The sequence below is a fragment of the Segatella copri genome (assembly GCF_009495355.1).
GTDB lineage: Bacteria > Bacteroidota > Bacteroidia > Bacteroidales > Bacteroidaceae > Prevotella.
Genome location: NZ_VZAD01000042.1, coordinates 1 through 25,001, shown reverse-complemented (window position 1 = coordinate 25,001; position 25,001 = coordinate 1). Strand labels below are relative to the sequence as shown.

Below are 25,001 nucleotides of genomic sequence, written 5' to 3'. Positions count from 1 at the left end.
AAGATGAAATGTACTAAATGCAATAAAGATAATCGGTCAATTGCTCGTTTTTGCAAATGGTGTGGGGCTGCTATCATTGTACCAGATGAACAGGTGGCTATTGATAGTAAGCCAAATCGCAAGGACGAGGAATTTGGTTTCGATTCTCTGATAGGCAAAAGCGAGATAGTGCGCTTATTGCGGGATGTTGTAGGTAAGGCTCGCTCCATGGATGTTAGATGCCGTCGTTTCAATATGAAACAAAGGATGAACTTGAGCTTTGTTGTCACGGGTGAGTCTGGAACTGGCAAGTTGACGGTTGCTAAGACAATTGGATATGAATTGTATCATAATGGGCTTATATCCAAAGAAGCCCCTGTCGTTATATCACCTGTTGATTATCCGCAGTTTATAAAAAACTTGGATAAGAATGAGGAAACGTATGGAGCATGTGTAATCATTGTTAAGGATGCGCATAAGTTGGTGAATGATATTGGTGGAAAGCAAGTTGAGCAGATAGACAGTATCTTGAAATATGTAAGGAGTTGGCGTGAAGACCCTACTAAGCCTGTTGTGGTATTCACAGGGTTGGAAAGGCTGAAGGAGTTTTTCGACAATAACCCTGCCACAGCTGCCGAGATAGACTACTTCTATGACTTGCCTTCGCTTCGTGCCAAGGATATGGCTGACATAACGGCTTTTCTTCTGAAACATAAGTATCATTTAGCTATGACAGAGGAGGCTAAGGAGAAGTTGTGTCGTATCTTCAACAATGATTTGCGCCATCCAAATGAACAGTTACGTCCACAAGGCCATAATGCTGCATCGAAAGCATACGAGATAGATTTGGCTGCTTGTCAGTTGGGGTTCCATGTGAAGGAGGTTGATGTGAATCTCGTAGAGGGCACAGAATATTGTCCGAAGACGTATGAGGACATTAAAAAAGAGTTCGAGAAATATGTTGGGATAGAGGAAGTGAAAAAAGCTGTTGAGGAGATTGCTTATAATATAGAGGAGCAAAGGCGCATGAGAGGCGAAGATGCTGTCATCAAACTCACAGATCATTACCAGTTCCTTGGAAATCCTGGCACAGGAAAGACGACAATGGCTCGTCTTTTTGCGGAGGCTCTTAATGCATTGGGGGCATTGCCTATAGGTCAACTTGTAGAAGTAAGTCGTGCGGATTTGGTTTCTAATTATGTGGGTGATACGGCAAAGCGTGTGATGGCAAAGTTTGATGAGGCTATGGGGGGAGTGCTTTTCATAGATGAGGCTTACTCGCTAAAGAATTCAGAGAATGATAATTTTGGTCAAGAAGCTATAGATACAATTATCACTTGTGCCGAGAATCGTCGAGGAAAATTGGTCGTTATTATAGCTGGTTACACCAAAGAAATGGGTGAGTTCATGGAAGCTAATTCTGGATTAGCTTCGCGTTTCAACAAGGTCGTCAATTTTCCAGATTATAATGGAGCGCAGCTGACTCAGATATTTAAGGGTATGTTGAAGCATTCGGAAGAACATTATGTATTGTCTTCTGATGCAGAAATCCAAGTAGGCAACTTCTTTGACAGAATGTATCAAGGGAGAGTGAGAACGTTTGGAAACGCTCGTGAAGTGCGAAATGTTTTCAATAGAGCTGTCTCTTCTTTGCACTCACGTATGGTCGAGGCAAGGAAAAACGGAAGTTATCATGAGGGTGAGGAGAGAATCATCACAATGAATGATATTGAAGGCGAGGAGACAGGTAAGATTCTTAGTGTAGATGAGGTGTTGGCTTCTTTGGATGACATCATTGGTATGGACCAAGTCAAGGAACAGTTGAAGTCTATTGCTAAAAAAGTAAGGAATGAAAGAAGACGTGCAGAAATGGGAGCAGGAAATGCCTCGCTTACCAATATCCATATAGCAATAACTGGTAACCCTGGAACTGGTAAGACGATGATTGCCAAACGTTTGGGTCAAGTGTTCCGAGCTATGGGTATTCTCTCTAAAGGTCATGTCGTGGAACGTGAACGCAAGACTTTGCTCAATAGTTATGCTAATTCGGCAGGTATCAATATGGACAAGGCGGTGGATGAGGCTATGGGCGGTATCTTGTTTATTGATGAGGCTTATAACTTGATTCCAATGAACACGCCAGGACAGAAAGATGCCGACGGTGTTGCTGCTGTAGAAGCATTGATGACTCGTATGTCTAATGATGCAGGTAAGTTTGTCACGGTTATTGCAGGATATAAGCAAGAAATAGAGGAGTTTATAGCTAATGCAAATCCAGGCTTGTCTCGGCGTTTTACCCATCGCATCCATATAGATGACTATTCTGCAGATGATTTAGTTAAGATATTCAAGCAGCAAGTTGATAAGGGACAGTATCATCTGACACCAGATGCCGAGACTTTGTTGACGAGAAAAATAGAAGAGATGGTTACGACTAAAAGCAAAAATTTTGGTAATGCTGGCACCATCATATCTTTGTTTAATGAAACAATCAGTCGTCAGGCAGACCGATTGCCTTATGATGCTACGTTGGAACAACTTGCTACAATAGAGGCGGAAGATATACCTTACAATCCACCAAAGAAAGTGGATATGTCTGAATGTATGAAGGAGTTGGATTCCCTTGTGGGACTGAAAGCGGTGAAGGAAGCCGTCAGAGAAATGGCGGACACTTTGGTAATAGAGCAGATGAGGGCAAAGGAAAGTGGAAAGTCTGTCAAAATCAACTTGGATCATTATTTATTTGTTGGTAATCCTGGTACGGGAAAGACTACTGTGGCTCGTATCATGGGCAATATATTCTATTCCTTGGGACTATTGCCGTCTAACAAGGTTGTGGAAGTGACAAGTAAAGATTTGATAGCGCAATATGTCGGTCAAACTGCCGAGAAAACGGCTCAACAGATAGAGCGTTCCTTGGGTGGTATCTTCTTTATTGATGAAGCTTATTCCCTTTGTGATAGTGGATTTGGCAAGGATGCGATGCCTGTGCTCTTAACCAAGTTGCTTGATTATAAAGGACGTTTCGTTAGTATTGCTGCTGGTTATCCTAAAGAGATGAAACAGTGGCTGGCAACAAATTCAGGTTTGGAGTCTCGTTATACGAGAACAATTCACTTCGAGGACTATACTGCGGAAGAGTTGGCGGAAATTTTTAGGAAAATTGTGCTGAAGAATGAGATGCGCATGACGCAGCAGGCTGATGATGCGATGTGCAGATACTTTTCTGATTTGGTATATAATAAGACTGCGCACTTTGCTAATGCTCGTGAGGTAAACAACTATTATGATAGAGTAAAACTCAATCAAGGTAGGCGGTTGCGTAAACGTATATATCTACCAAACTTTGATAGAGCGGATTTGCATGTCTTTGAAGCGGATGATATGTTGGTAGAAGATTAATGATATAAAGTTATAAAAATGGCTAAATGTTATAAATGTGGTGCAGATATAGATTCTGATAGTCTGTTCTGTGACCAATGTGGGCAAGTACAATATGTCTGTCCTAATTGTCATATCGTTGGTAAGGGTCCAGGCAAGTGTTGTGGAAAATGCGGTAGTAAGTTGGTTGAAGCTACTAAAAGGGAGAGTGTAGTCCAAGAGGTTGTTCAACAGGATACTACATCTGCTTATTCAAACACAGTGGCATCACCGACTCCTTCTGTTCAGCAACCAACTTGCCTGTTTTGTCGTGCAGAGAATATCAAGTTACCATTGTTGGATGGTGGCGTTATAGGTAGAACAAATGGCAATTATGTGTCAGCCCTCTCTAAATGTATATACATATCGGGAACTCATGCAAGATTAAGAAAACTATCTGATAGTAGATGGGAAATCACAGACTTAGGTTCTCGAAATGGAACCAAGGTTAATGGGATGCCATGTTCGCCAGTGGGAACTTTCTGCATGGGGGATTTAGTTAGAATTGCTTCCTATTATGACTTTATGGTAGAATAGAAAGTAAGAGTCGTTCATTTTTATATTGTGATTTAGATGAAGATAAAGTATGAGGTCGTTAGCGATAAAGGATTGTTGCGGTCAAATAATGAAGATATGGCTCTTGTGTTCGGCGAACTTATAAGAGATAACTCAGTGTCATTTACTTTTGAATTGACACCGAATATTCCCTTTGCGGCAATTGTGGCTGATGGGATGGGAGGAATGAATGGAGGAGAAGTTGCCTCAGAAATGGCTGCAACTTCTTTTAATGATTTCGTGGAGGTGCTTCCTATGGACTTGGACGACAATGCTGTAATTGTGCGTTTAAAAAAGTGGGCAAGAGACGTCGATGCCGAAATAAAGCAAAAAGGCGAGCGAATCTCTTCTTTGCAAAATATGGGAACTACTTTTACGGGATTGTTGGCTTATGGTAATAGCCTCTTTGTCATGAATGTGGGTGACAGTCGAACTTATCGTTATCGGTATGAATGTATGAAACAATTGACAGATGATCATTCCGAAAGAGCAAGGTTGGGTGATGACAGCATCCCAAGTAATTTTATCTATAATGCATTAGGAACAGGTACGGCGTTCATGGATGTAAAGTCTATGAAGTTAGTCGTTGGTGATCGATATGTAATTTGTTCAGATGGCTTGTCAGACTTGGTTTCTAATGAAAGTATCCATGAATTGTTGAAGAACAGCTGTGGGGCACGACAGTATGTCCAAGCTGCTTTGCAAGCTGGTGGTAAAGATAATGTCACGGTTGTGACGGTGGAAGTAATATAACAAAATCATAGTTATTTTTTATGAGTAATTATCTATTTAGTTTTCCAAGAGGACTCTTCGTGGTGTTGTTCTCTTTGTTATGTACTTGTTCTTGGGCAGGACCGAGAAGTTATTTGCAAGCCAAGGCTATTGCCGAGAAAAAGGCGGCTGAAATGGGCTTGCAAGTTGTGGACGATGGAACACAAGGAAACCTTGCTAAGGGGATGTCGGGTGTTGTGGAGAAACAAAGCCCATACTATGTGTTCTCCAATGCTGAGGCTAAGGGCTTTGTCATCGTCTCTGGCGATGATAGATTTCCTGAGATTGTAGGCTATTCTGACCAAGGCACATACGATGAAGCACAGTTGCCTGATAACTTCAAAAGCTACATGAATGCTTATCAATCTATGGTGGAGGCTGTGAATAAAGGCAATGTTGCAGCGACTCGCCAGTTGAAGGAAGTGGAAAGTTTGCGTTCGTCAGTAACATCAACGGCGGTTTCTCCTTTGTTGGGAAATATCGCTTGGGGACAAGGTGGTCCTTACAATGACTTTTGTCCTCGTGATGATAATGAGAGTTGTTATACGTATCCTGCAGGATGCGTGGCAACGGCGATGGCGCAAATCATGAAGTATTATAGGTATCCTGCGGCTTTGCAAGCCGATATACCTTCCTATACGACTAAAACCTTAGGACTGTCTATTGCAGGAAGAAGTAAGGAGGACGAGACCTACAATTGGGATGAAATGTTAGATAGATATGTTAGTGGCGAGTATACTTCTTCTCAACGTATAGAAGTGGCTTCTTTGTTGATAGATTGTGGATTTGCTGTAAAAATGGACTATACACCGTCTGGCTCTTCTGCGAACATTACGCCTTATGTGTTATCCCACTACTTTGGTTATGATGCGGACTTGATGCAGGATGTCAGCCGTTCCAGTTTTACGCAAGCACAGTGGAATGCGCTTATAGACAATGAATTGGCGGAAAAACGCCCGATATTATATTCTGGGCAGTCTTCCACAGGCGGACATGAATTTATTTGTGATGGCTCTGATGGAAATGGACTGTATCATATCAACTGGGGATGGAGTGGTAGTCTGAATGGCTATTTTGACTTGACTGTACTGAATGCCAACTATGAAGGTGCTTCGTCAAGTACTTCTACTGATGGTTATAATCGTGATTGTAGTATGATTATAGGCATTCAACCAGACAATGGGGTAAAGGATGAACCTTTGACTGTGTTTGCTCCGATTACCTTATATGATTACAAGGGAAAAGTGACCCTATCTATCACTTCGGATACCCGAAACTATGTTTCGGATGCTTTTATAGGAGAGGTGACATATTGTTTTGGGAATTTGAGTTCTGATGATTTCGCAGGGTATTTGGCTTTGGGCGTGAAGGATAAGAATGGAAATATCCAGTTGGTATCGTCTTCTGCAAAGGTGAATATTCCTGGTGTTACAACAGAGGGAAGAGGAAGCTTCGCTCTTTGTCCTTTGGATTTCAACTATGCTTTCCCTATTGGTAATACGACCATTTATGGTATATATAGTAAGGACGGCAAGCAATGGGATATTTGTAGTAATGCAGCTCATGGGGCTTTTGTTGTGGCTGCTACTGCTAATAAGTTGACGAGAATGTCTTCCCCTTTTACTGTAAGTGTTGAGTTGGGGGAGGAAAACGACAAGTTGGTTAGTGCTACGGAAAATGTCTTCAATGTGGTGATAACAAACAATTTGGACTATGAATATGATGGCTTTGCCGATGTTTATAGCAATAGCACTAACGAGTGTCCTACGATGAGTATGACAAGTTTGTATGTCACAATTCCTGCTCATGGCACAATCACTCGCAAAGTTGTGGTTACGCCAACAGCTGGTTCGCTTTATTTTTGGGTAAAGGATGCTGATTATGGTAATCAACTACTTGTTGATGCCAAGTCATTCACAGTAGAGCATACTTCAACCCCAGTCTTGTATCTGATAAGTTCCACAAGTAATGCTGATGACAACGACTTGGAGACGGAGAAGTCTTATCAGAACGGTTGCGATATTATAGCTACTCCACGAGTTCATGATGATAAGGTTACATTTTCTTTTGGAATCAAGAATACGGGGGCAACAGCAACCTTGCGATATGTAGCAGGTGGTTGGTGCAGTGGTTATAAATGGCCTCAAAAGTCTCTTCACATGAAGGATATAGAGTTTCCTGGCGATGGAGCGGTTACTTACATCCAAGAAACCTTTACGCTTGATGAAGTAGGAGAAAACTTTATGTATGGAGATATTGAAGTTTGGGATGGTGGTGGACATAATGTCTTGAGTTATGATAAATGGCCTGTAAGGCAATATTGGTATGTTACCAAGAAGTTCTGGTTTGATGGCTATAAAGGTCGAGTCTTGGTTTATCTGACAGGAGAGTCATCTTCTATTTCTTCTGTTGAAGTACAGAATGGTTGCCAAGTAGAATGTGGCAAGGGCTTTATTTCGGTATTGTCTGCAAAGGTAGAGAAGTTAAGTGTTCATGCCTTGGATGGTCGCTGTGTGAAGACTTTCCTTACAGAACCTAATGTTCGTCAAACGATTAGTCTGCCTTCTAGTGTCTATATAATAAAAGGTAAGAAAGTCGTTGTACGATAAAAAATATACAAAATTTCCTTTATAATGGAAAGAAAATAGCAAAAAGTTTCCTTTATAGGGGAAACTTTTAGTGAAAATCCTTCCTCTATAAAGGAAATATATAAAGAAAATATACGAAAAAATCCCATCGCTCGTGAGAGTGATGGGATTTTAAAATGCCTTTCAGCAAAAATTGCTCAAGATTACTTGCGGAGACCGAGGGCCTTGATGATGGCACGGTAGCGATTGATATCGCGGTCGTACAAGTAGTCGAGCAAAGCGCGACGCTTTCCTACAAGCTGTGTCAATGCACGTGTTGTAGTATAATCTTTACGGTTCTGCTTAACATGTTCCGTCAAATGAGCAATACGGTATGAGAACAATGCTATCTGGCTCTCAGCAGAACCAGTATCAGAGTTAGACTTTCCGTACTTGCTAAAGATCTCTTCTTTTTTTGCTTTGTCTAAATACATTGCTTAAAAACTTAATAATTGATTGAATAAAATATTGTGCATTTTAAAAATGCGGTGCAAAGTTACAACTTTTTTGTTATTCATGCAAACTTTTCCGATATTTTTTGTAATTTTGCACCCAAATTCATAAAGTACTTAAGGTAAAAAAATGCAAGACATTAGAAACATTGCAGTTATTGCACACGTAGACCATGGTAAGACTACCCTGGTAGACAAGATGATGCTCGCTGGCAAACTCTTCCGTGATGGCCAGGATAACAGTGGCGAAGTTCTCGACTCCAACGACTTGGAGCGTGAGCGTGGTATAACCATTCTTTCAAAGAATGTGTCTATTAATTGGAAAGGTATTAAAATCAATATTCTCGATACTCCTGGTCACTCTGATTTCGGTGGCGAGGTAGAGCGTGTACTCAATATGGCGGACGGCTGTCTGCTTCTTGTCGACGCTTTCGAGGGTCCTATGCCTCAGACTCGTTTTGTGCTGCAGAAGGCTTTGCAGTTGGGTTTGAAGCCTATCGTTGTAGTTAATAAGGTGGATAAGCCTAACTGCCGTCCTGAGGAAGTTTACGAGATGGTGTTCGACCTGATGTGCGACCTCAACGCTACTGAGGAACAGCTCGACTTCCCTGTAGTCTATGGCTCTGCCAAGAATGGCTGGATGGCTGAAGACTGGAAGACTCCTACTGACAACATTGACTATCTGCTCGATAAGATTGTAGAGGTCATTCCAGCTCCTAAACAGTTGGAGGGTACACCTCAGCTTCTCATCACCTCTTTGGATTACAGCTCTTATACGGGTCGTATTGCAGTGGGCCGCGTACACCGTGGTACTTTGAAGGATGGTATGAATATCACTATCTGCCATCGCGACGGAACTCAGGAGAAGACTAAGATCAAGGAACTTCACACTTTCGAAGGTATGGGACACCAGAAGACCGACCATGTGGATTCAGGTGATATCTGTGCCGTTGTCGGTCTGGAGAAGTTCGAGATTGGCGATACCATCTGCGACTTCGAGAATCCTGAGCCTCTTCCTCCTATTGCTGTCGATGAGCCTACCATGAGTATGCTCTTCACCATCAACGACTCACCTTTCTTCGGTAAGGAAGGCAAGTTCTGTACCTCCCGTCACATTCAGGACCGTCTGAACAAGGAGTTGGAGAAGAACCTTGCCCTTCGTGTTCAGCCTTACGAGGATACTACTGATAAGTGGATTGTCAGCGGACGTGGTGTGCTCCATCTCTCTGTGCTTATCGAGACAATGCGTCGCGAGGGCTATGAGCTTCAGGTAGGTCAGCCACAGGTTATCTATAAGGAGATCGACGGTGTGAAATGTGAGCCTGTAGAGGAGTTGACCATCAATGTTCCAGAGGAGTTTGCCTCTAAGATGATTGATATGGTGACACGTCGTAAGGGCGATATGACCTCTATGCTCAACATGGGTGACCGTGTGGATATCGAGTTCGATATTCCTTCACGTGGTATCATCGGTCTTCGTACCAATGTGCTGACAGCTTCGCAGGGCGAGGCCATTATGGCACACCGCTTCAAGGAGTATCAGCCTTATAAGGGCGAGATCAGCCGCCGTAGCAACGGTAGCATGATAGCTCTGGAGACAGGTACCGCCTATGCTTATGCCATTGATAAGCTGCAGGATCGTGGTAAGTTCTTCATCGACCCTGGTGAGGAGGTTTATGCAGGCCAGGTAGTGGGCGAGCATGTTCACGAAAACGACTTGGTCATCAATGTTACTAAGGCCAAGCAGTTGACCAACGTACGTGCGTCTGGTTCTGATGACAAGGCTCGCGTGATTCCTAAGACCGTGATGAGTCTTGAGGAATGCCTTGAGTACATCCGCGAGGACGAGTATGTGGAGGTCACACCAAAGAACATGCGTATGCGCAAGGTTATCCTTGACCACTTGGAGCGTAAGCGCAGCAACAAAGATTAAGCTATAGCTTTAATATAAATGGAGTTAAAAAATCCTCTTGAAGTCAGCCTTGGTTGACCAAGGAGGATTTTTTTCTTTTCGCTAAAACATGTCCGTATGATGAAGGTGTTTTCGTTTTTCAGGAAGTTTGCTTTGCCCTGTTCCCTTGTCTTGGGTGCCTTGGGGTATTTGATTTTTGCCAATGTTCCTTTCTTGCAGCCATTGGGTGACGCGGTGGGTCCACGCCTTGTTGAACTCATGCCGGTGGTTCTCTTTGCTCTTCTGTATGTTACCTTCTGCAAGATAGAGATTAAGGAGATGAAGCCTAAGATGTGGCATTTCGTGTTGCAGCTCATCCGCACTTCCTTGGCATTGCTGATGGTGATAGCCATCTCTCTTTTTGGTAAGAATTATGAGACGAAGGTCATCCTCGAAGGAGCCTTTATTTGTTTCATCTGTCCTACGGCAGCTGCCGTGGCGGTAGTGACCGAGAAGTTGGGAGGCAGCATAGGTTCCCTCACCACCTATACCGTGATAGCCAATATTTTCACAATGATTATTATTCCTTCTCTTTTCCCGATGGTAGAGAAGGGAGCCGATGTGTCATTTCTCTATATGAGTATGATGGTGTTCCGCAATGTCACCACCGTGCTGGTGGTTCCCTTGTTGTTTGCCCTGCTGAGTCGCAAGTTCCTGCCCCGTTTTGTTGATAAGGTGAAGAGTGTGAAAGACTTGGGATTCTATATGTGGTGTTTCAACCTGACGATTCTGATGGGCGAGACAGTACGCAATATTCTGCATGCCACGGTTTCCGGCAGGATACTTGCCTTGTTGCTCTTCGTGCCGCTGCTTGTTTGCCTCATCCAGTTTGCCATAGGTAAGGCTGTGGGGCGCCATTGGGATGCGAACATCAGTGGCGGTCAGGCTTTGGGTCAGAAGAATACGATTGTGGGTATCTGGCTCACCCTTACATTCCTCAATCCGCTTGCTGCCGTGGCTCCTGGTGCTTACGTGGTGTGGCAAAACTTAGTCAACGGTTGGCAACTATGGTATAAAGAGAAGTATGGTCACCTGAAATGGTGATGGGGTTATCAAAAAGAGTTATTGTCGAACAGTTAGCTTATAACCCTGAGTAAGGTAACTGTAATCCACAGATTAGTTATATGAGGTCTTCGGTTTTATTACCTCCTATAACCGCACATCAACTGTTGTGCGGCTGCATATCAATTGTTGTGTAGTCTTCCGACAGTTGTTGTACTCCTTTCCATCAGTAGTTGTGCAGAGTCTTCGGTCTTTGTTAGCAATATGGTCTTTGATTGTTAGCCATTGAATCAAGTTTTGTATTTCTTTTGTTTTTTGCTGCATATTTTTCTCTTTAGAGGTATGAAATAGATCGAAATCTTTACAGTTTCGTGTTTTATAGTGTTTTTCGATGATAATCCACCATGAAAAGACGATAATCCACATATGAAAAACCATTTATCACTACTTTTGCCGCAGCTTTTCAATATACAAACAAGAGATAACTAATAATTAAAACATTCATCAAAAAACTAAATCATGTACAGAATGACAAAACGTTTATGCCGCATGATGCTTGTATTGTTGGGCTTGATTGTTGCTTGCCCGTCAATATGTGTGGCAGCTCAAACCGTAGTGGCATCATGGGGCTTCTCACAAGGATGGGAAGCATCGAGTAATGGAAGTGTAGTAACTTATACACCAGATGGTAGTGGGTGGACTGCACTTACAAATACCGCATGGAAAACTAAGCAACCCGTATTTTTGCCAAATACTTGTAATGGTGTTTTGGATCAGTACAAACTTACGCTGAAGACCAGTGATGGAAAGTGGGAGGTGAAGCAAAGCAAAGATAGTTACTTGTTGCGCCTTAACACAGCATCTATCAATAAGTTTACCTCCAAGGCCGACTATCATGATGCTTCTAAGCACGATCAATACTTTGAAGTGAACTTTCCGACAGTAAGTCTTCATAATGTGAAGTTGAACTTCTCGATAGGGGATGGGTCGAGTAGTTCTACACCCTTTGGCGTAGCTTATTCAGTGGATGAAGGAGTCACATGGAAAATTCTCGACGACTATGTGAGTGGAAGCCATTGGAATACCTATGTAGATGCGAAATATGACCTCGATGCTGATGATAAGGAGAGCGTGATAGTTCGTCTTTTCATTACCAAAGCAACGAAAAACAGTAACTACAATCTGAAATACGTGAATATTCTTGCCGATGACCATGAGGCTCCAAAGTTTCAAACAAGTCGTCCTGCTGATATGCAGACTCATGTAGCTACGAAAGGTTTTATAGTAATCGACTTCAATGAGAGTGTGCAACTGGCAGAGGGTGCGATGGCAAAACTCACTAACGTTGCAACCAATAAGACGACAGCGATAGAACCCATTGTTAATGGTAATAGCTTGCGTTTTGCCTATTCTTCGCTTGCTAAGAGTAGTACGTATCGTTTTGAGTTGCCTGGGAATACAGTTATTGACCTTTCTGGTAATGTAAGCGGAGAAGCCGTAAAGTTCAGCTTTACCACAGCAGATACCGATCCTATTGCAGCTCCTGTTATTGAGAGTAAAAACCACTTATGGTATAACAAACCTGCTGGTTATTGGGAGGAAGCACTCCCATTGGGAAATGGTCGTCTTGGTGTTATGCATTCGGGTAGTGTAGCTTGTGACACACTGCAACTCAATGAAGACACCTTCTGGGATCAGGGACCTAACACCAATTACAATTCCCATGCACTGGGAGTGTTGAAGCAAGTACAACAAGGTATTTTCAATAAAGATTATGCTTCGGTGCAGAATCTTGCTATCACCAATTGGATGTCACAAGGGTCTCATGGAGCAAGCTATCGTGCGGGTGGTGTGATGCTTATCGGATTCCCTGGTCAGCGCTTCGATGATATGGAAGGAGCCCAAACCGAGAATGCTGTTGATGCACAGGGCTATGTACGCTATTTGGACATGAATACAGCCACGAGTCATGTGGAATATCATATAAAGAATGTGGGATATAAGCGCACGGTGTTCACATCGTTTAAAGATAATGTGACGGTAGTACGTCTTGAGGCCGACCAGGCAGGAAAACTCGATTTCAACGTATCTTATGCAGGTTGTAACAAGACGAATATCGAAAAACTTATTTCCAACGAACTGTATGACCGTCGTACCATCAAGGCAGTGATGGGTCCAGCTCGCAACCAATGCGAAAATGTGGATAACAAGTTGCAACTCTGTACATATATTCGTGTGATAGATTGTGATGGTAGTATCGATGACGACCTGACTACTATCTATGGACAAGGTACGGCAGGTGCTGCAACCAATGCTCCCCGATTGAATATCACAGGAGCCACCCATGCTACCATCATTATATCGCAGGCAACAAACTTCAAAAAGTACAATGATGTGAGTGGTGATGCAAACGCTGCAGCTCTCACCTATTTGCAGGATTACGAGGCAAGTGGGAAGGATTATGCTACGACACTGGCCGACCACAAAGCTATATATAAGAATCAGTTTGACCGAGTAGACCTTACTCTCCAAGGCAATGCAGTACAAGAGGCTAAGGATACAGAACTTCGCATCAAGGAATTTCACAAAACGTCCGATCCGCAGCTTGCTGCTAACTACTTCCAGTTTGGGCGTTATCTTCTTATTTCCTCTTCGCAGCCAGGTACGCAACCTGCCAACTTGCAGGGAATATGGAATCCTGATGCACGCCAATACCCTGCCTGGGATTCCAAATATACCTCTAACATCAATGTGGAGATGAATTACTGGCCTGCAGAGGTTACTAACCTTGCAGAATGCCATGAGCCATTTGTAGAGATGGTGAAAGATGTAAGTGTGACAGGAGCCGAAACCGCACAAAAGATGTATGGCGCACGTGGATGGGCACTGCATCATAACACCGATATTTGGCGTACTACGGGTGCTGTAGATAATGGTACGGTAGGAGTATGGCCAACCTGTAATGCTTGGTTCTGTTCACATTTGTGGGAACGTTACCTTTTCTCTGGAGACAAACAGTATCTTGCTGAGGTGTATCCATTGATGAAAGGCGCTGCCGAGTTCTTCCAGGATTTTCTTGTGAAAGATCCCGAAACAGGTTATATGGTAGTCTGTCCAAGCAACTCTCCAGAAAACCATCCAGGCATTGGCAAATTCACCAAGAGTGATGGAAACACGGCAAGTATAGCTCTTTTTGGTGGTGTGGCAATGGATAATGAAATGGTGTACGACCTCTTGAAGAATACGGCTCTTGCAGCTCGTGCTTTGAATAAAGATATCTCTTTTGCTGATGCCCTCGATGATTTGAAATCGAAGATTACCCCATGGAGAATAGGTAAGTACGGACAGGTGCAGGAATGGCAGGAAGACTGGGATAAGGAAACGTCATCCCATCGTCATCTCTCACATCTCTGGGGTGCCTATCCTGGCAATCAGGTATCTCCTTACGAGAATCCTACGCTCTATCAGGCTGTTCTTAAGAGTCTTATAGGACGTGGAGATGCAGCTCGTGGCTGGTCCATGGGATGGAAAGAGGCCATGTGGGCTCGTATGCTTGATGGCGACCATGCCATGAAGATTCTGAAAAATCAGCTTGTTTTGCTCGATCCTAATGTCACTATAGCTTCTTCGGATGGAGGATCTTACGCCAATATGTTTGATGCTCACCCTCCATTCCAGATTGATGGCAACTTCGGTGCTACTGCTGCCATTGCTGAGATGCTTGTACAGTCGCATGCGGGATTCTTGCACATCCTTCCTGCCTTGCCTTCTGAATGGAAAGCTGGTGGTGAGGTTAAGGGCCTTCGTTCACGTGGTGGATTTGTGGTGACCGACCTTCAATGGGCTGATGGTAAAATTGTGAAGTTGACGATTAAGTCTACCATTGGCGGAAATCTTCGCCTGCGTTCAGCATCACCTCTTTACAAGACCGGTGGTGTTGCTCTTAAGACAGCAGAAGGTAATAATACCAATGTGTTGATGCAGCCTTATGGAATGCCAGAACCTATCGTGAAAGATAAGAGTAAGATTCCTGCAACCCTGCTTGAAGATACCTATCTCTATGATATCCCAACTCGGGCTGGAGAGGAAATCATGCTTGTGAGTAGCACTACAGGTATTGTAGATGTATCAGTCGATAAGCCTTTTCCTGGTAACCGTCATGCCTGCTATAACCTCAGCGGTCAGCAAGTAGACAAAAGTTATCATGGTATTGTGATAAAAGATGGGATTAAATATGTGCAGTAAAGCAAAGATAAGGGTCTCGTGCAATACGTCACATATTTGATGGCTAAGTAAGCTACTTATCTATCATATAGGGAGGATGCTTCAAAGAATAATGGCTTTGAAACATCCTCCCTTCTCTTTTGATGCTTAATGTTGGTATAGCTGCGGATAGTTCAGTCCATTCTTATTTCGGATGGAGTTACTCCCATGGCTTTTTTAAAGCAACGGCTAAAATATTTAGGATCAGAGAAACCGCAACGATAGGCTACTTCTGATACGTTGAGGCTCTTTTTTTCAAGGAGCATTTGGCGAGCTGCGTTCAATCGGATGTCAAGAATGAAGTTGTTGGGGGTGCAGTCCAACTCTTTCTTCATAATTATATATAAAGAGGAGCGACTCGTACACATTTCCTTGGCAATGAAATCTACATTCAGGTCGGCGTCGGATAAGTGTTCGAGGACAATTTTTTCCACTTTAGATCTGAAGGTAGATGACTCGATGGAATCTGTGTTTGCGGGTTCTTTAGCATTGTGGTCTATCATGTCTGCCACTCTCACCTTGATGTATTCCATCTTTTCGCCAGCAGAGAGTTTCAGAGTTTTTATCTCATTCTGCAATCGCTGTATGTATCTATATAGTCTGAATGAAAGTACGCATGCAATAAGTATGAGTCCTCCATAAAGCATCCAGGCTATAGGACGTTCGTTGAAATAAGGAGTGCGGTGAATAGTGACAAATGTCTCATTGTCACACCAGATTCCGTCTCCGTTAGTCGACTTGATCTTTAGGCGGAATGTACCTGCAGGGATGTTAGAGAGATTAATATGGTTCTCGGTTGTATACATCCAGTGGGTATCTACACCTTCAAGCATATATGCATATTGTATATGCTCATTCTTGTTAAGATCGATGGCAGCAAACGAAATTCTCAGACTTTTCTCTTGGGGCGATAGTTCTATATGAGAAGGAACGTCAAAAAGTATTTTGGGCACGAAGTTACTTTTTCTTATAGTCTTTTCATTGATAGTCAATGCGCCTTGTGTTGTACCGAAGAATATCGTATGGCTTTCTGAGACGTAGAGAGGTTTTGCTTCAGAGAAGGAGAAATGGCCCGTGAAGAGACTTTCTGAATAGTTGGTGAACGAACGTTTCTTGGGGTTATACTTCATCAGGCAGTATTCTGATACCAGCCATATCATGCCTTGTGCGTCCTCACACATGTTGAGTACCACGTCAGACATCATACCATTTTCGGTCGTTAGTGCAGAAAATTTGAGATGATGAGTGTGAAGGCTTTCCTTTTCTATTATATTTAAGCCCCCGCCATAAGTTGCTACATATATCGTTCCGTCGTTAGAACGTAGTAGTGCCATAGCTTGATTGTTGCTGATAGACAGAGGGTCGGCAGGTATTCGCTTGTTTTGTAAAAACCGAATCTTTTGTACATTTTTATCTATATGAGCAGTAAAGATACCATGATTGGTGGCAAGTAGTAATGTACTGTCTGGAGTCAGAAGCATGTCGTATATGGAATTTGCCTCCTTGGGGAATTGTAAACCATGATTTCTATTGATGAACTTAGGACTGTCGCTCCACGGATTCTCGATAATGTTGAGTCCACCATTGAATGTTCCCACGAGGATTCTGCCTGATGGGTCTTCTTTTATAGCATACACATTGTTGCAACTGATGCTGTTAGAGTTGGCTTTCTGAGTAAATGACTTTACAGAGAAACTTCCGTCTTTTGATACTCTTAGTCTGAGAAGTCCGTTAGGCTTTGTGCCAATCCATAGAAAACCATGTGAGTCTTGCAACATGGAATACACACTTGCACCGAATGACATTCTTGTCTTCGATATATTCCCATTCTTGGTAAGGTAGCCTATTGGTAAGCCCTTTGTGGTACATATCCTGACGAAACCATTCTTGTCGGCTATGAATATGCGGTTTCCTTTGTCGCAGAACAAGGATCGTATCACCTCCTCTCCATGATGGCTAAACTTGGTAGGACCTACTTTTTCCTTTCCGAAAATGAGTCGATCGAGTCCTCGGTGGGTGTATATCCAATAGCCTCCTTGTCTGTCTTTATACAATATGCGTGTTTCTATATCCTTGTATTCGGGTAGAGAACTGATGATTGCTGTCTGTTGTGGGGTGGGGCGAAAGCGATCACCTTTGTCTGTCTTCTTGTTTTTTAGTGCAACAAACTTCTTTTCGTTAGTCTTGAATAGATAATAACCGTCGGGGCACTTGCATAGGATGTCTCCTCCTTTCGTTTCGCGAATAAAGTAGATGCGATTAGTGATTAGTGGACAATTATCTCCCTGTCTGGCCTTGAAATTGGAAAAGGAGTATCCATCGTATCGGCTCAGTCCGTTCCATGAACTAATCCATATATAGCCTTTACTATCTTGAGTGACGCAAGTGATGAGGCTTTGGGGTAGTCCGTCGCTTTCTGTAAAATGCTTTATGCTTGTCGATGCGTTTACATCAACAAGCATAAGTGAAAGGATAAGCGTAATAAAAAATATATGTATTCTCATGTTTTTTTGTGTTTCCATTTTGGTGTCGCAAGTTTAGAAGTTGTTGTTAAAGAAGATATCTAACTTCCACATTTGCGAAAGATGTGTTTATGATTATAACACAAGAAGTCTACTCATGGTTCTTTGGAAAGGTTGTGCCCAATGGAAGTGTTTATTCCTGAGTAGGATAAATGAGGTTTTCTTCCTTGATGCAGTTGAGTACTTCCTGCAAGTATTTCCTTGACTCATATTTTGCCATAGGAAGGTCGTGGAGCAGATAGTTGCCGCAGTCTTTTGCAGCCTGACCGGGAATCTCTCCCTCAAAGTCGGCAATGAACTTAAAGGTGCGCTTCATCAACTCTACGATGTCCTTGCTCTCCAGGTCGCCACGTATCAGCAGGTAGTTGCCTGTAAGGCAACCCATTGGTCCCCAATAGATAATACGGTCTTTCCACTCTTCGTCATTGCGAAGATAAGTAGCAGCCAGATGCTCTATGGTATGAATGGCACCATTGTGCAGACAGGGTTCCTGGTTGGGAACCTTCATGCGGATGTCGAAGGTGGTTACTGTTTCTCCGCCTACCTCGTCTTTGCGGCTGACGTAGATGCCGCGGAGCAATTTGTTGTGATTGATAGTGAAACTGGGTATCTTGTTCATTTCTTTTTAATGTTTGGTATTTAATGTTTAGTGTTTAATTTCAAGTCCACAAAGGCATCTGTCTTAACTCCTTAGCTCCTTAGCTTCAGAAAAATCTTCTTATAATCTTTCCAGGAAAGCCTTGGTGACTTGGAAGGAACCTTCAGCCATTTTGGCCCAGAAGTCGAAGTACTGCTGAGCCTTGGTGTCCTTGAGAGGCACATCGCTGATGATGCGGAAGGAGATGAAGGGAGTCTGATAGATATGGCAGGTCTGAGCGATGGAACAGCTTTCCATATCCACAGCCATAGCCTGTGGAAAATGGTCGAGGATAGAGCGCATCTTCTCCTTGCTGTCTACAAACCACTCGCCGCTGACTATCTGTCCGGCATGAATCTTAGGGTGGATGTTGCCCGGATCGTCATTGACAGAGAGTGCTTTCTCTACATATTCAGATGGTGTGGCAAAGGTGGCAGGCATACCGAGAATCTGTCCGAAGGCACATTCCTCACCACAGTAGGCGTCATGGTAGACACATTCGGTAGAGACCACTACCTCTGTAACGTTGAGGCTGATGTCGGCTCCACCAGCCACACCCGTCGAGATGACGAGGTCGGGATGATAGCCGTCTATCATCTCTACGGCACCTATGGCACTGTTCACCTTTCCTATGCCGCATTGTTGCATGATGACTTCGTTGCCTCCGATGGTGCCTGTCACGAAGTCTTTATGGTTCCTGTGCTCAGTCTTGCTGTCGCTGAGCAGCGTCTTGAGTTGCGCGAACTCCTTGTCCATCGCAACGATAATTCCTATTTTCATACTGTAAAAATGCTATTTGGAACAAATTAGGATGCAAAAATACAAAAAATATCTTATCTGTGGCATTCCTTATAAGAGAAAATTACTATCTTTGCACGAGAAAATATAAACGTTTATATAAGATAATGAAATTTTTGAAGAAATATCTGCTTGACATTTTAGCAGTGGTCATGTTTGCGGTTATCTCTTTCGTGTATTTTATGCCAGCCGACATAGATGGCCGCATCCTGTATCGTCATGATGCCTCAGCCGGTGTGGGCGCAGGACAGGAGAGATCGCAGTTCGAGAAGAAAACCGGTGAGGAAACACGTTGGACCAACTCCATCTTCGGAGGTATGCCGACCTATCAGATGGCACCTTCCTATAAGAGTGGTGTGGTGCTGAAACAGGCTTCCAACTTCTATCATCTGTGGTTGCCCGAAAATGTGTGGTATGTCTTTGCCTATCTCTTAGGATTCTATATCCTGCTGAGGGCTTTCGATTTCCGACAGTCGTTGGCAGCCTTGGGTTCCATCATCTGGGCATTCTCGTCCTACTTCTTTATCATCATTGCGGCAGGACATATCTGGAAGGTCATGGCTTTGGCCTATCTGCCTCCGATGATAGCCGGTATCGTGTTGGCTTACAGGGGAAAATACCTTTGGGGTCTGCTCGTTACCGCCATTTTTACCGCCTTCGAGGTCTATGCCAACCATGTGCAGATGACCTATTATTACCTCTTTATCATCCTCTTCATGGTGATTGCCTTCTTGGTGGATGCCATCCGCAAGAAGGAGATGGTACGTTTCGGCAAGGCTACAGCGGTTTGCTTCGCCGGTGCTGCCATAGGTATCTGTCTCAATCTGTCCAACCTGTATCATACATGGCAGTATGGGCAGGAGACCATGCGAGGAAAGAGTGAGTTGGTAAAGAAGAATGCTGCCAATCAGACCGACAGCGGACTTGACCGCGACTATATCACACAGTGGAGTTATGGTATCGACGAAACCTGGACGCTCCTCATCCCTAATGCCAAGGGCGGAGCCTCTGTGCCTTTGAGCCAGAGCCAGACAGCCATGGAGAAAGCCGATCCCAACTTCATGCAGGTATATCAGCAGTTGGGCCAGTACTGGGGCGACCAGCCAGGTACCAGTGGCCCGGTATATGTAGGAGCCTTTGTGATGATGCTCTTCATTCTGGGACTCTTTATCGTGAAGGGTCCTATGAAGTGGGCACTCTTGGCAGCCACCATTCTGAGTATTTTCCTCTCTTGGGGTAGGAACTTCATGCCGTTTACTGATTTCTTCCTCGACTACGTGCCGATGTATGCCAAGTTCCGAACCGTGGCTTCCATCCTCGTGATAGCCGAGTTTACCATTCCTCTTCTGGCCATGATGGCATTGAAGCGCATTGTGGATGAGCCCGAGCTGCTTGCCAAGAAGATGAAGCTCGTATACGTCAGCTTCGGACTGACAGCCGGTTTCTGTGCCCTTTTTGCCTTGATGCCTGGCACTTTCTTCAGCGACTTTGTGTCGGCTGGCGAGTATCATGCCCTGCAGCAGATTCCTGAGGAGTATCGCATACCATTGATGAGCAATCTGACAGAGATGCGGCAGGCAGTCTTCTCTGCCGACTGTTGGCGCTCGTTCTGGATCATCGTCATCGGTACAGCCTTCCTCTTCCTTTACAAGATGAGAAAAGTGGGTGCCGAGGTGATGATAGCCGGTATTGCCATCCTGTGCCTCGTAGACATGTGGTTGGTCAACAAGCGTTACCTTTACGACGATATGTTTGTGGAGCAGACCGTACGCAATGCTCCTCAGCGCATGACCGAGACCGACAAACTTATCCTGCGCGACAAGTCGCTCGACTACCGTGTGCTCAATCTCGCATCGAATACTTTCAATGAGAACGAGACCTCTTACTATCACAAGAGTATCGGAGGCTATAGCGCTGCCAAGCTGCGCCGCTATCAGGAGATGATAGATGCCTATATCGCCAACGAGAAGAACAAGGTATGGAACAGCGTGGCTGAGGCTGGAGGCGATATGACCAAGGTGAAGGGCGACAGCCTCTTCCCTGTGCTCAATATGCTCAACACCAAGTATTTCATTATGCCTCTGCAGGCAGGACAGACGGTGCCTGTGCAGAACCTTTATGCCTACGGCAACGCATGGTTTGTTGACAAGGTGAACTATGTGAACAATGCCAACGAGGAGATAGCCGGTGTGGGCAAGTACAACCTGCGTCATGAGGCTGTGGCTGATGCCAAGTTCAAGGAGCAGTTGGGACAGAGTGTTCCTCAGGACGATACATCTATTGTCAGACTGACACAATACAAACCCAACAATCTGGTCTACGAGGTCAACTCCAACAAGGGTGGAGTCGTGGTGTTCTCTGAGATCTACTATCCCGGATGGACAGCCACTGTCGACGGACAGACCGCAGAACTGGGACGTGTGAACTATATTCTCCGTGCCCTTCAGGTGAAGCCTGGCAAGCATACGGTGGTGCTCGACTTCCATCCCGCTTCGCTCCGTAAGACCGAGACGGTGGCTTATGTAGGGTATGGCATCCTCGTACTCCTTATTATAATAGGTATAGTAGTGGAGATGAAGAAGAGAAAGAAGGAAGATGCTGTTTAGGACAGAGGTAGATATAGCGAAGGCCGACTTCGAGATACAGCCGGCAGAGCGTATGCTCTTTGTGGGCAGTTGCTTTGCCGACCGCTTGGGGCATCGCTTCGTGGAGAACCGCTTCCGGGCTACGGTCAATCCCTTTGGGGTGATGTACAATCCGGCAAGCATCCTGCATACGGTAGAGAAAAGTCTGCAGGTCAGTCCGCGCGTGGCGGTCTTCACCTTAGGCACCAACCATGTCTATGTGCTCAAGGAGACGGGCGAGATAGTGGACAATTGCCAGAAGCGGCCGCAACGCCTTTTCGATGAGCGCGAGCTTTCGGTAGACGAGTGTGCCGATTACCTGCAGCAGGCTGTCGACTTGCTGAAGGATGCCAGGCAGAAGAGCGGGCAGAGTGGGGAAGACCTGAAGGTCGTCATCACCGTGAGTCCCATCCGATACGCCAAGTATGGTTTTCATGGCAGCCAGCTCTCCAAGGCCACCCTGCTGCTTGCCGCCGACCGGTTGGTGAGGCAGAATCCAGGCATCGTGAGCTATTTCCCAGCCTATGAGCTGATGAACGACGAGCTGCGCGACTACCGTTTCTACGAGGAAGACATGCTCCATCCTTCCAGTCAGGCGGTGGAGTTTATCTGGCAGCGCTTCCGTGCCGCCTATTTCGGCAGGGCTGCAGAACAGTTCCTCGAAGACTGGCGCCCCATTCGAGAGGCTCACGGTCATAAGCCCTTCCATCCCGACAGCGAGGCGCATCAGCGCTTCCTTGCCAAGACGGAGGAAATGGAAAGAAGATTTAATGAGAAATATTTTAATTCATAGAATATGACATATACTATTGAAAAGGTAACCACACTGATAGGTGCGCGTCGTTATGGTGATAGAGACGGCAATGTAGGATTTATCCTTACCGACAGCCGTTCGCTCTGTTTTCCGGAGGAAACTCTGTTTTTCGCTCTCAAGTCAGAGCGTAATGACGGTCACAACTATATTCCAGAGTTGTATCGCCGTGGTGTTAGAAATTTCGTAGTTTCCCAGGTACCTAAGGGATATGCCTCCGATTATCCAGAGGCCAACTTCCTCAAGGTGGTCAACACGTTGGAGGCTCTCCAGCGCCTGGCAGAACGTCATCGTGATGAGTTCAACATTCCTATTGTGGGCATTACGGGTTCCAATGGCAAGACGATGGTCAAGGAGTGGCTCCATCAGCTGCTCTCGCCCAGCATGTTTGTCACACGAAGCCCACGCAGCTACAATTCCCAGATAGGTGTGCCCCTCTCAGTATGGTTGCTCAACGAGCAGACTCAGGTGGGAGTCTTCGAGGCTGGTATCAGTCAGCCCGGCGAGATGTTGGCGCTTCGCGACATCATCCAGCCCACCATTGCTGTGCTTACCTACTTGGGCGCAGCCCATCAGGAGAACTTCGAGTCGTTGGAGGCAAAGTGCCGTGAGAAGATCATCCTCTTCCACGATGCCGATACCATCGTCTATAATGGCGACGACAAGACGGTGAGCGGAGTGGTCAACGAGTATAAGGACTATAAGGGCGAGAAGCTCTTCTGGTCGTTCCGTGACACTAAGGCTCCTTTCTTTGTGAAGAATGTGGAGAAGAAGGGCAACCTCTCTATCATCACCTATATATATAAAGGTGAGGAAGACAGTTATTCGCTGCCTTTCATCGATGAGGCTTCCGTCACCAACTCTATCATTGCCGCTGTCGTCTCACGCCGCCTGGGTCTTTCGGCCGAGGAACTCGACAAGCGCATGGCATTGCTCGAGCCTGTCGCCATGCGATTGGAGGTGAAGGAGGGACAGCATGGCTGCACCCTTATCAACGACAGCTACAACTCGGATATCAACTCGCTCGACATCGCGCTCGATTTCATGAGCCGCCGTCCCGACCATAAAGGCCGCCGACATACCTTGATACTGAGCGATATCTTCCAGAGTGGAGAGTCGGCAAAGGACCTGTATCACGAGGTGAGCGATCTTTGTCGCAAGCGTGGTGTGGTCAAGTTTATCGGCATCGGTCCTCAGCTCTGCTCACAGAGCGATGAGATTCAGATATCAGAGAAGTTCTTCTTCAGCAATGTGGAGGAGTTTATCGACAGCGAGGTGTTCAAGTCTTTGCGCGATGAGGTCATCCTGCTCAAGGGCGCACGTCAGTTTGGTTTCGACCAGCTCACCGAGCTCTTGGTACGCAAGGTGCATGAGACCACGCTCGAGGTGAACCTCAATGCTGTGGTAGCCAACCTGAACTACTATCGCTCGTTTATGAAGCCCGAGACCAAGTTGGTCTGCATGATCAAGGCCGACGGCTATGGAGCGGGAGCAGTGGAAATAGCCAAGACCCTGCAGGATCACCGTGTGGACTATCTTGCCGTGGCTGTTGCCGATGAAGGTGTGACGCTTCGCAAGAACGGTATCACCAGCAATATCATGATCATGAATCCAGAGATGACCGCCTTCAAGACCATGTTCGATTATGATCTTGAGCCCGAGGTTTACTCTTTCCGTCTGCTCGACGCCCTTATCAAGGCTGCCGAGAAGGAGGGAGTCACTGGTTTCCCTGTGCATATCAAGTTGGATACCGGCATGCACCGCCTGGGCTTCGATCCCGAGAACGATATGGAGGAGCTGATAGGCAGACTGAAACATCAGAACGCCATCATCCCTCGCAGCGTGTTCTCTCACTTCGTGGGAAGCGATGATGACAGCTTCGATACGTTCTCTGCCCATCAGTTCGAGCTCTTCGACAAGGGCAGCAAGCAGCTGCAGGCTGCCTTCGACCATAAGATATTGCGTCATATCTGCAATTCGGCGGGTATTGAGCATTTCCCAGAGCGCCAGTTGGATATGTGCCGTTTAGGATTGGGACTCTATGGCATAAACTCTTGCAACAATGAGACCATCAACTGCGTGAGCACGCTGAAGACCACCATCCTGCAGATGCACCACATCAAGGCTGGTGAGAGCGTGGGTTATAGCCGCAAGACGATTCTGGACAAGGACAGCGTCATCGCTGCCATCCCTATCGGCTATGCCGATGGCTTGAACCGCCGTTTGGGCAACCGTCATGCCTTCTGTCTTGTCAACGGACAAAAGGCAGAGTATGTAGGCAACATCTGTATGGATGTGGCGATGATCGATGTGACGGGCATCGACTGCAAGGAGGGCGACAGCGTGGAGATCTTTGGTGAACATCTGCCTGTCCAGACTCTCAGCGATATCCTGGAGACCATTCCTTACGAGGTGCTGACCACCATCAGCAATCGTGTGAAGAGGGTATATTATCAGGATTAACTTCCCCATTTGCGAAAGTAGAATAAGGTATAAAAAGGTTGAGGAGCATGTCGAAAGGCATGCTCCTTTTTTGTGTGTCGGGCATGACACTAACCTAACTGGTTTAACTCCAGTCGCAGGTATTTA

The 25,001-nt window shown here is 45.2% G+C and carries 14 protein-coding genes; 10 read left to right on the top strand and 4 right to left on the bottom strand.

The window, feature by feature from the left end; translation table 11 throughout:
- Positions 1-93: 93 nt before the first annotated feature.
- The 4 genes from F7D20_RS05135 to F7D20_RS05120 are packed head-to-tail and all read left to right on the top strand — an operon-like array spanning position 94 to position 7,334.
- Positions 94-3,381 (top strand): AAA family ATPase, encoded by a 3,288-nt coding sequence (locus F7D20_RS05135; RefSeq protein WP_194253499.1) that lies wholly within the window; start codon positions 94-96, stop codon positions 3,379-3,381.
- Between the two features lie 18 nt (positions 3,382-3,399).
- A complete protein-coding gene (locus F7D20_RS13210; RefSeq protein ID WP_158463121.1) occupies positions 3,400-3,936 on the top strand; it encodes an FHA domain-containing protein in 537 nt (178 codons plus the stop codon).
- Positions 3,937-3,972: 36 nt separating this feature from the next.
- Positions 3,973-4,707, top strand: a complete 735-nt coding sequence (locus F7D20_RS05125) for a PP2C family protein-serine/threonine phosphatase (RefSeq protein WP_158463120.1) — start codon at positions 3,973-3,975, stop codon at positions 4,705-4,707.
- Between the two features lie 20 nt (positions 4,708-4,727).
- Entirely contained in the window at positions 4,728-7,334 is a 2,607-nt protein-coding gene (locus F7D20_RS05120; RefSeq protein WP_158463119.1) for a C10 family peptidase, read from the top strand.
- A 182-nt stretch (positions 7,335-7,516) separates the two neighbouring features.
- Here the strand turns inward: F7D20_RS05120 and rpsO are convergent, their stop codons facing one another.
- Positions 7,517-7,786, bottom strand: a complete 270-nt coding sequence (gene rpsO, locus F7D20_RS05115; protein WP_022252939.1) for a 30S ribosomal protein S15 — start codon at positions 7,784-7,786, stop codon at positions 7,517-7,519.
- Between the two features lie 148 nt (positions 7,787-7,934).
- On the opposite strand from rpsO, the gene typA reads away from it, so the two are divergent.
- The 3 genes from typA (at position 7,935) to F7D20_RS05100 (ending at position 15,002) form a co-directional block, all read left to right on the top strand.
- A complete protein-coding gene (typA, locus tag F7D20_RS05110; RefSeq protein ID WP_022252940.1) occupies positions 7,935-9,737 on the top strand; it encodes a translational GTPase TypA in 1,803 nt (600 codons plus the stop codon).
- A 99-nt stretch (positions 9,738-9,836) separates the two neighbouring features.
- Positions 9,837-10,799: a bile acid:sodium symporter gene (locus F7D20_RS05105; RefSeq protein WP_158463166.1), complete on the top strand. Its 963-nt coding sequence runs from the start codon at positions 9,837-9,839 to the stop codon at positions 10,797-10,799.
- Positions 10,800-11,285: 486 nt separating this feature from the next.
- Entirely contained in the window at positions 11,286-15,002 is a 3,717-nt protein-coding gene (locus tag F7D20_RS05100) for a glycosyl hydrolase family 95 catalytic domain-containing protein (RefSeq protein WP_194253498.1), read from the top strand.
- Between the two features lie 152 nt (positions 15,003-15,154).
- On the opposite strand, the gene F7D20_RS05095 is transcribed toward F7D20_RS05100, so the two are convergent.
- The 3 genes from F7D20_RS05095 to F7D20_RS05085 form a co-directional block, all read right to left on the bottom strand.
- Positions 15,155-17,524 carry an AraC family transcriptional regulator gene (locus tag F7D20_RS05095; RefSeq protein WP_194253497.1) on the bottom strand — a complete coding sequence of 790 codons (2,370 nt, stop codon included), beginning with the start codon at positions 17,522-17,524 and terminating at the stop codon, positions 15,155-15,157.
- A 151-nt stretch (positions 17,525-17,675) separates the two neighbouring features.
- Positions 17,676-18,161 (bottom strand): S-ribosylhomocysteine lyase, encoded by a 486-nt coding sequence (locus F7D20_RS05090; RefSeq protein WP_158463116.1) that lies wholly within the window; start codon positions 18,159-18,161, stop codon positions 17,676-17,678.
- Between the two features lie 99 nt (positions 18,162-18,260).
- On the bottom strand, positions 18,261-18,959 hold the full coding sequence (locus tag F7D20_RS05085) for a 5'-methylthioadenosine/adenosylhomocysteine nucleosidase (RefSeq protein WP_158463115.1): 699 nt from the start codon (positions 18,957-18,959) through the stop codon (positions 18,261-18,263).
- 125 nt (positions 18,960-19,084) lie between these two features.
- On the opposite strand from F7D20_RS05085, the gene F7D20_RS05080 reads away from it, so the two are divergent.
- From F7D20_RS05080 to F7D20_RS05070, 3 genes are read left to right on the top strand one after another with little or no spacing between them, the layout of a single operon-like run.
- Entirely contained in the window at positions 19,085-21,583 is a 2,499-nt protein-coding gene (locus tag F7D20_RS05080) for a YfhO family protein (protein WP_158463114.1), read from the top strand.
- A complete protein-coding gene (locus F7D20_RS05075) occupies positions 21,573-22,394 on the top strand; it encodes a GSCFA domain-containing protein (protein WP_158463113.1) in 822 nt (273 codons plus the stop codon). Before F7D20_RS05080 ends, F7D20_RS05075 begins: the two co-directional genes overlap by 11 nt.
- 3 nt (positions 22,395-22,397) lie before the next feature.
- Positions 22,398-24,875 carry a bifunctional UDP-N-acetylmuramoyl-tripeptide:D-alanyl-D-alanine ligase/alanine racemase gene (locus F7D20_RS05070; protein WP_158463112.1) on the top strand — a complete coding sequence of 826 codons (2,478 nt, stop codon included), beginning with the start codon at positions 22,398-22,400 and terminating at the stop codon, positions 24,873-24,875.
- Positions 24,876-25,001: the final 126 nt, after the last annotated feature.

Coding starts and splice junctions, on each gene's coding strand:
- F7D20_RS05105 (WP_158463166.1), top strand. CDS start 9,837: ATGAAGGTGTTTTCGTTTTTCAGGAAGTTTGCTTTGCCCTGTTCCCTT.
- rpsO (WP_022252939.1), bottom strand. CDS start 7,786: ATGTATTTAGACAAAGCAAAAAAAGAAGAGATCTTTAGCAAGTACGGA.
- F7D20_RS05090 (WP_158463116.1), bottom strand. CDS start 18,161: ATGAACAAGATACCCAGTTTCACTATCAATCACAACAAATTGCTCCGC.
- F7D20_RS05125 (WP_158463120.1), top strand. CDS start 3,973: ATGAAGATAAAGTATGAGGTCGTTAGCGATAAAGGATTGTTGCGGTCA.
- typA (WP_022252940.1), top strand. CDS start 7,935: ATGCAAGACATTAGAAACATTGCAGTTATTGCACACGTAGACCATGGT.
- F7D20_RS05095 (WP_194253497.1), bottom strand. CDS start 17,524: ATGAGAATACATATATTTTTTATTACGCTTATCCTTTCACTTATGCTT.
- F7D20_RS05100 (WP_194253498.1), top strand. CDS start 11,286: ATGACAAAACGTTTATGCCGCATGATGCTTGTATTGTTGGGCTTGATT.
- F7D20_RS05075 (WP_158463113.1), top strand. CDS start 21,573: ATGCTGTTTAGGACAGAGGTAGATATAGCGAAGGCCGACTTCGAGATA.
- F7D20_RS05085 (WP_158463115.1), bottom strand. CDS start 18,959: ATGAAAATAGGAATTATCGTTGCGATGGACAAGGAGTTCGCGCAACTC.
- F7D20_RS05080 (WP_158463114.1), top strand. CDS start 19,085: ATGAAATTTTTGAAGAAATATCTGCTTGACATTTTAGCAGTGGTCATG.
- F7D20_RS13210 (WP_158463121.1), top strand. CDS start 3,400: ATGGCTAAATGTTATAAATGTGGTGCAGATATAGATTCTGATAGTCTG.
- F7D20_RS05120 (WP_158463119.1), top strand. CDS start 4,728: ATGAGTAATTATCTATTTAGTTTTCCAAGAGGACTCTTCGTGGTGTTG.
- F7D20_RS05070 (WP_158463112.1), top strand. CDS start 22,398: ATGACATATACTATTGAAAAGGTAACCACACTGATAGGTGCGCGTCGT.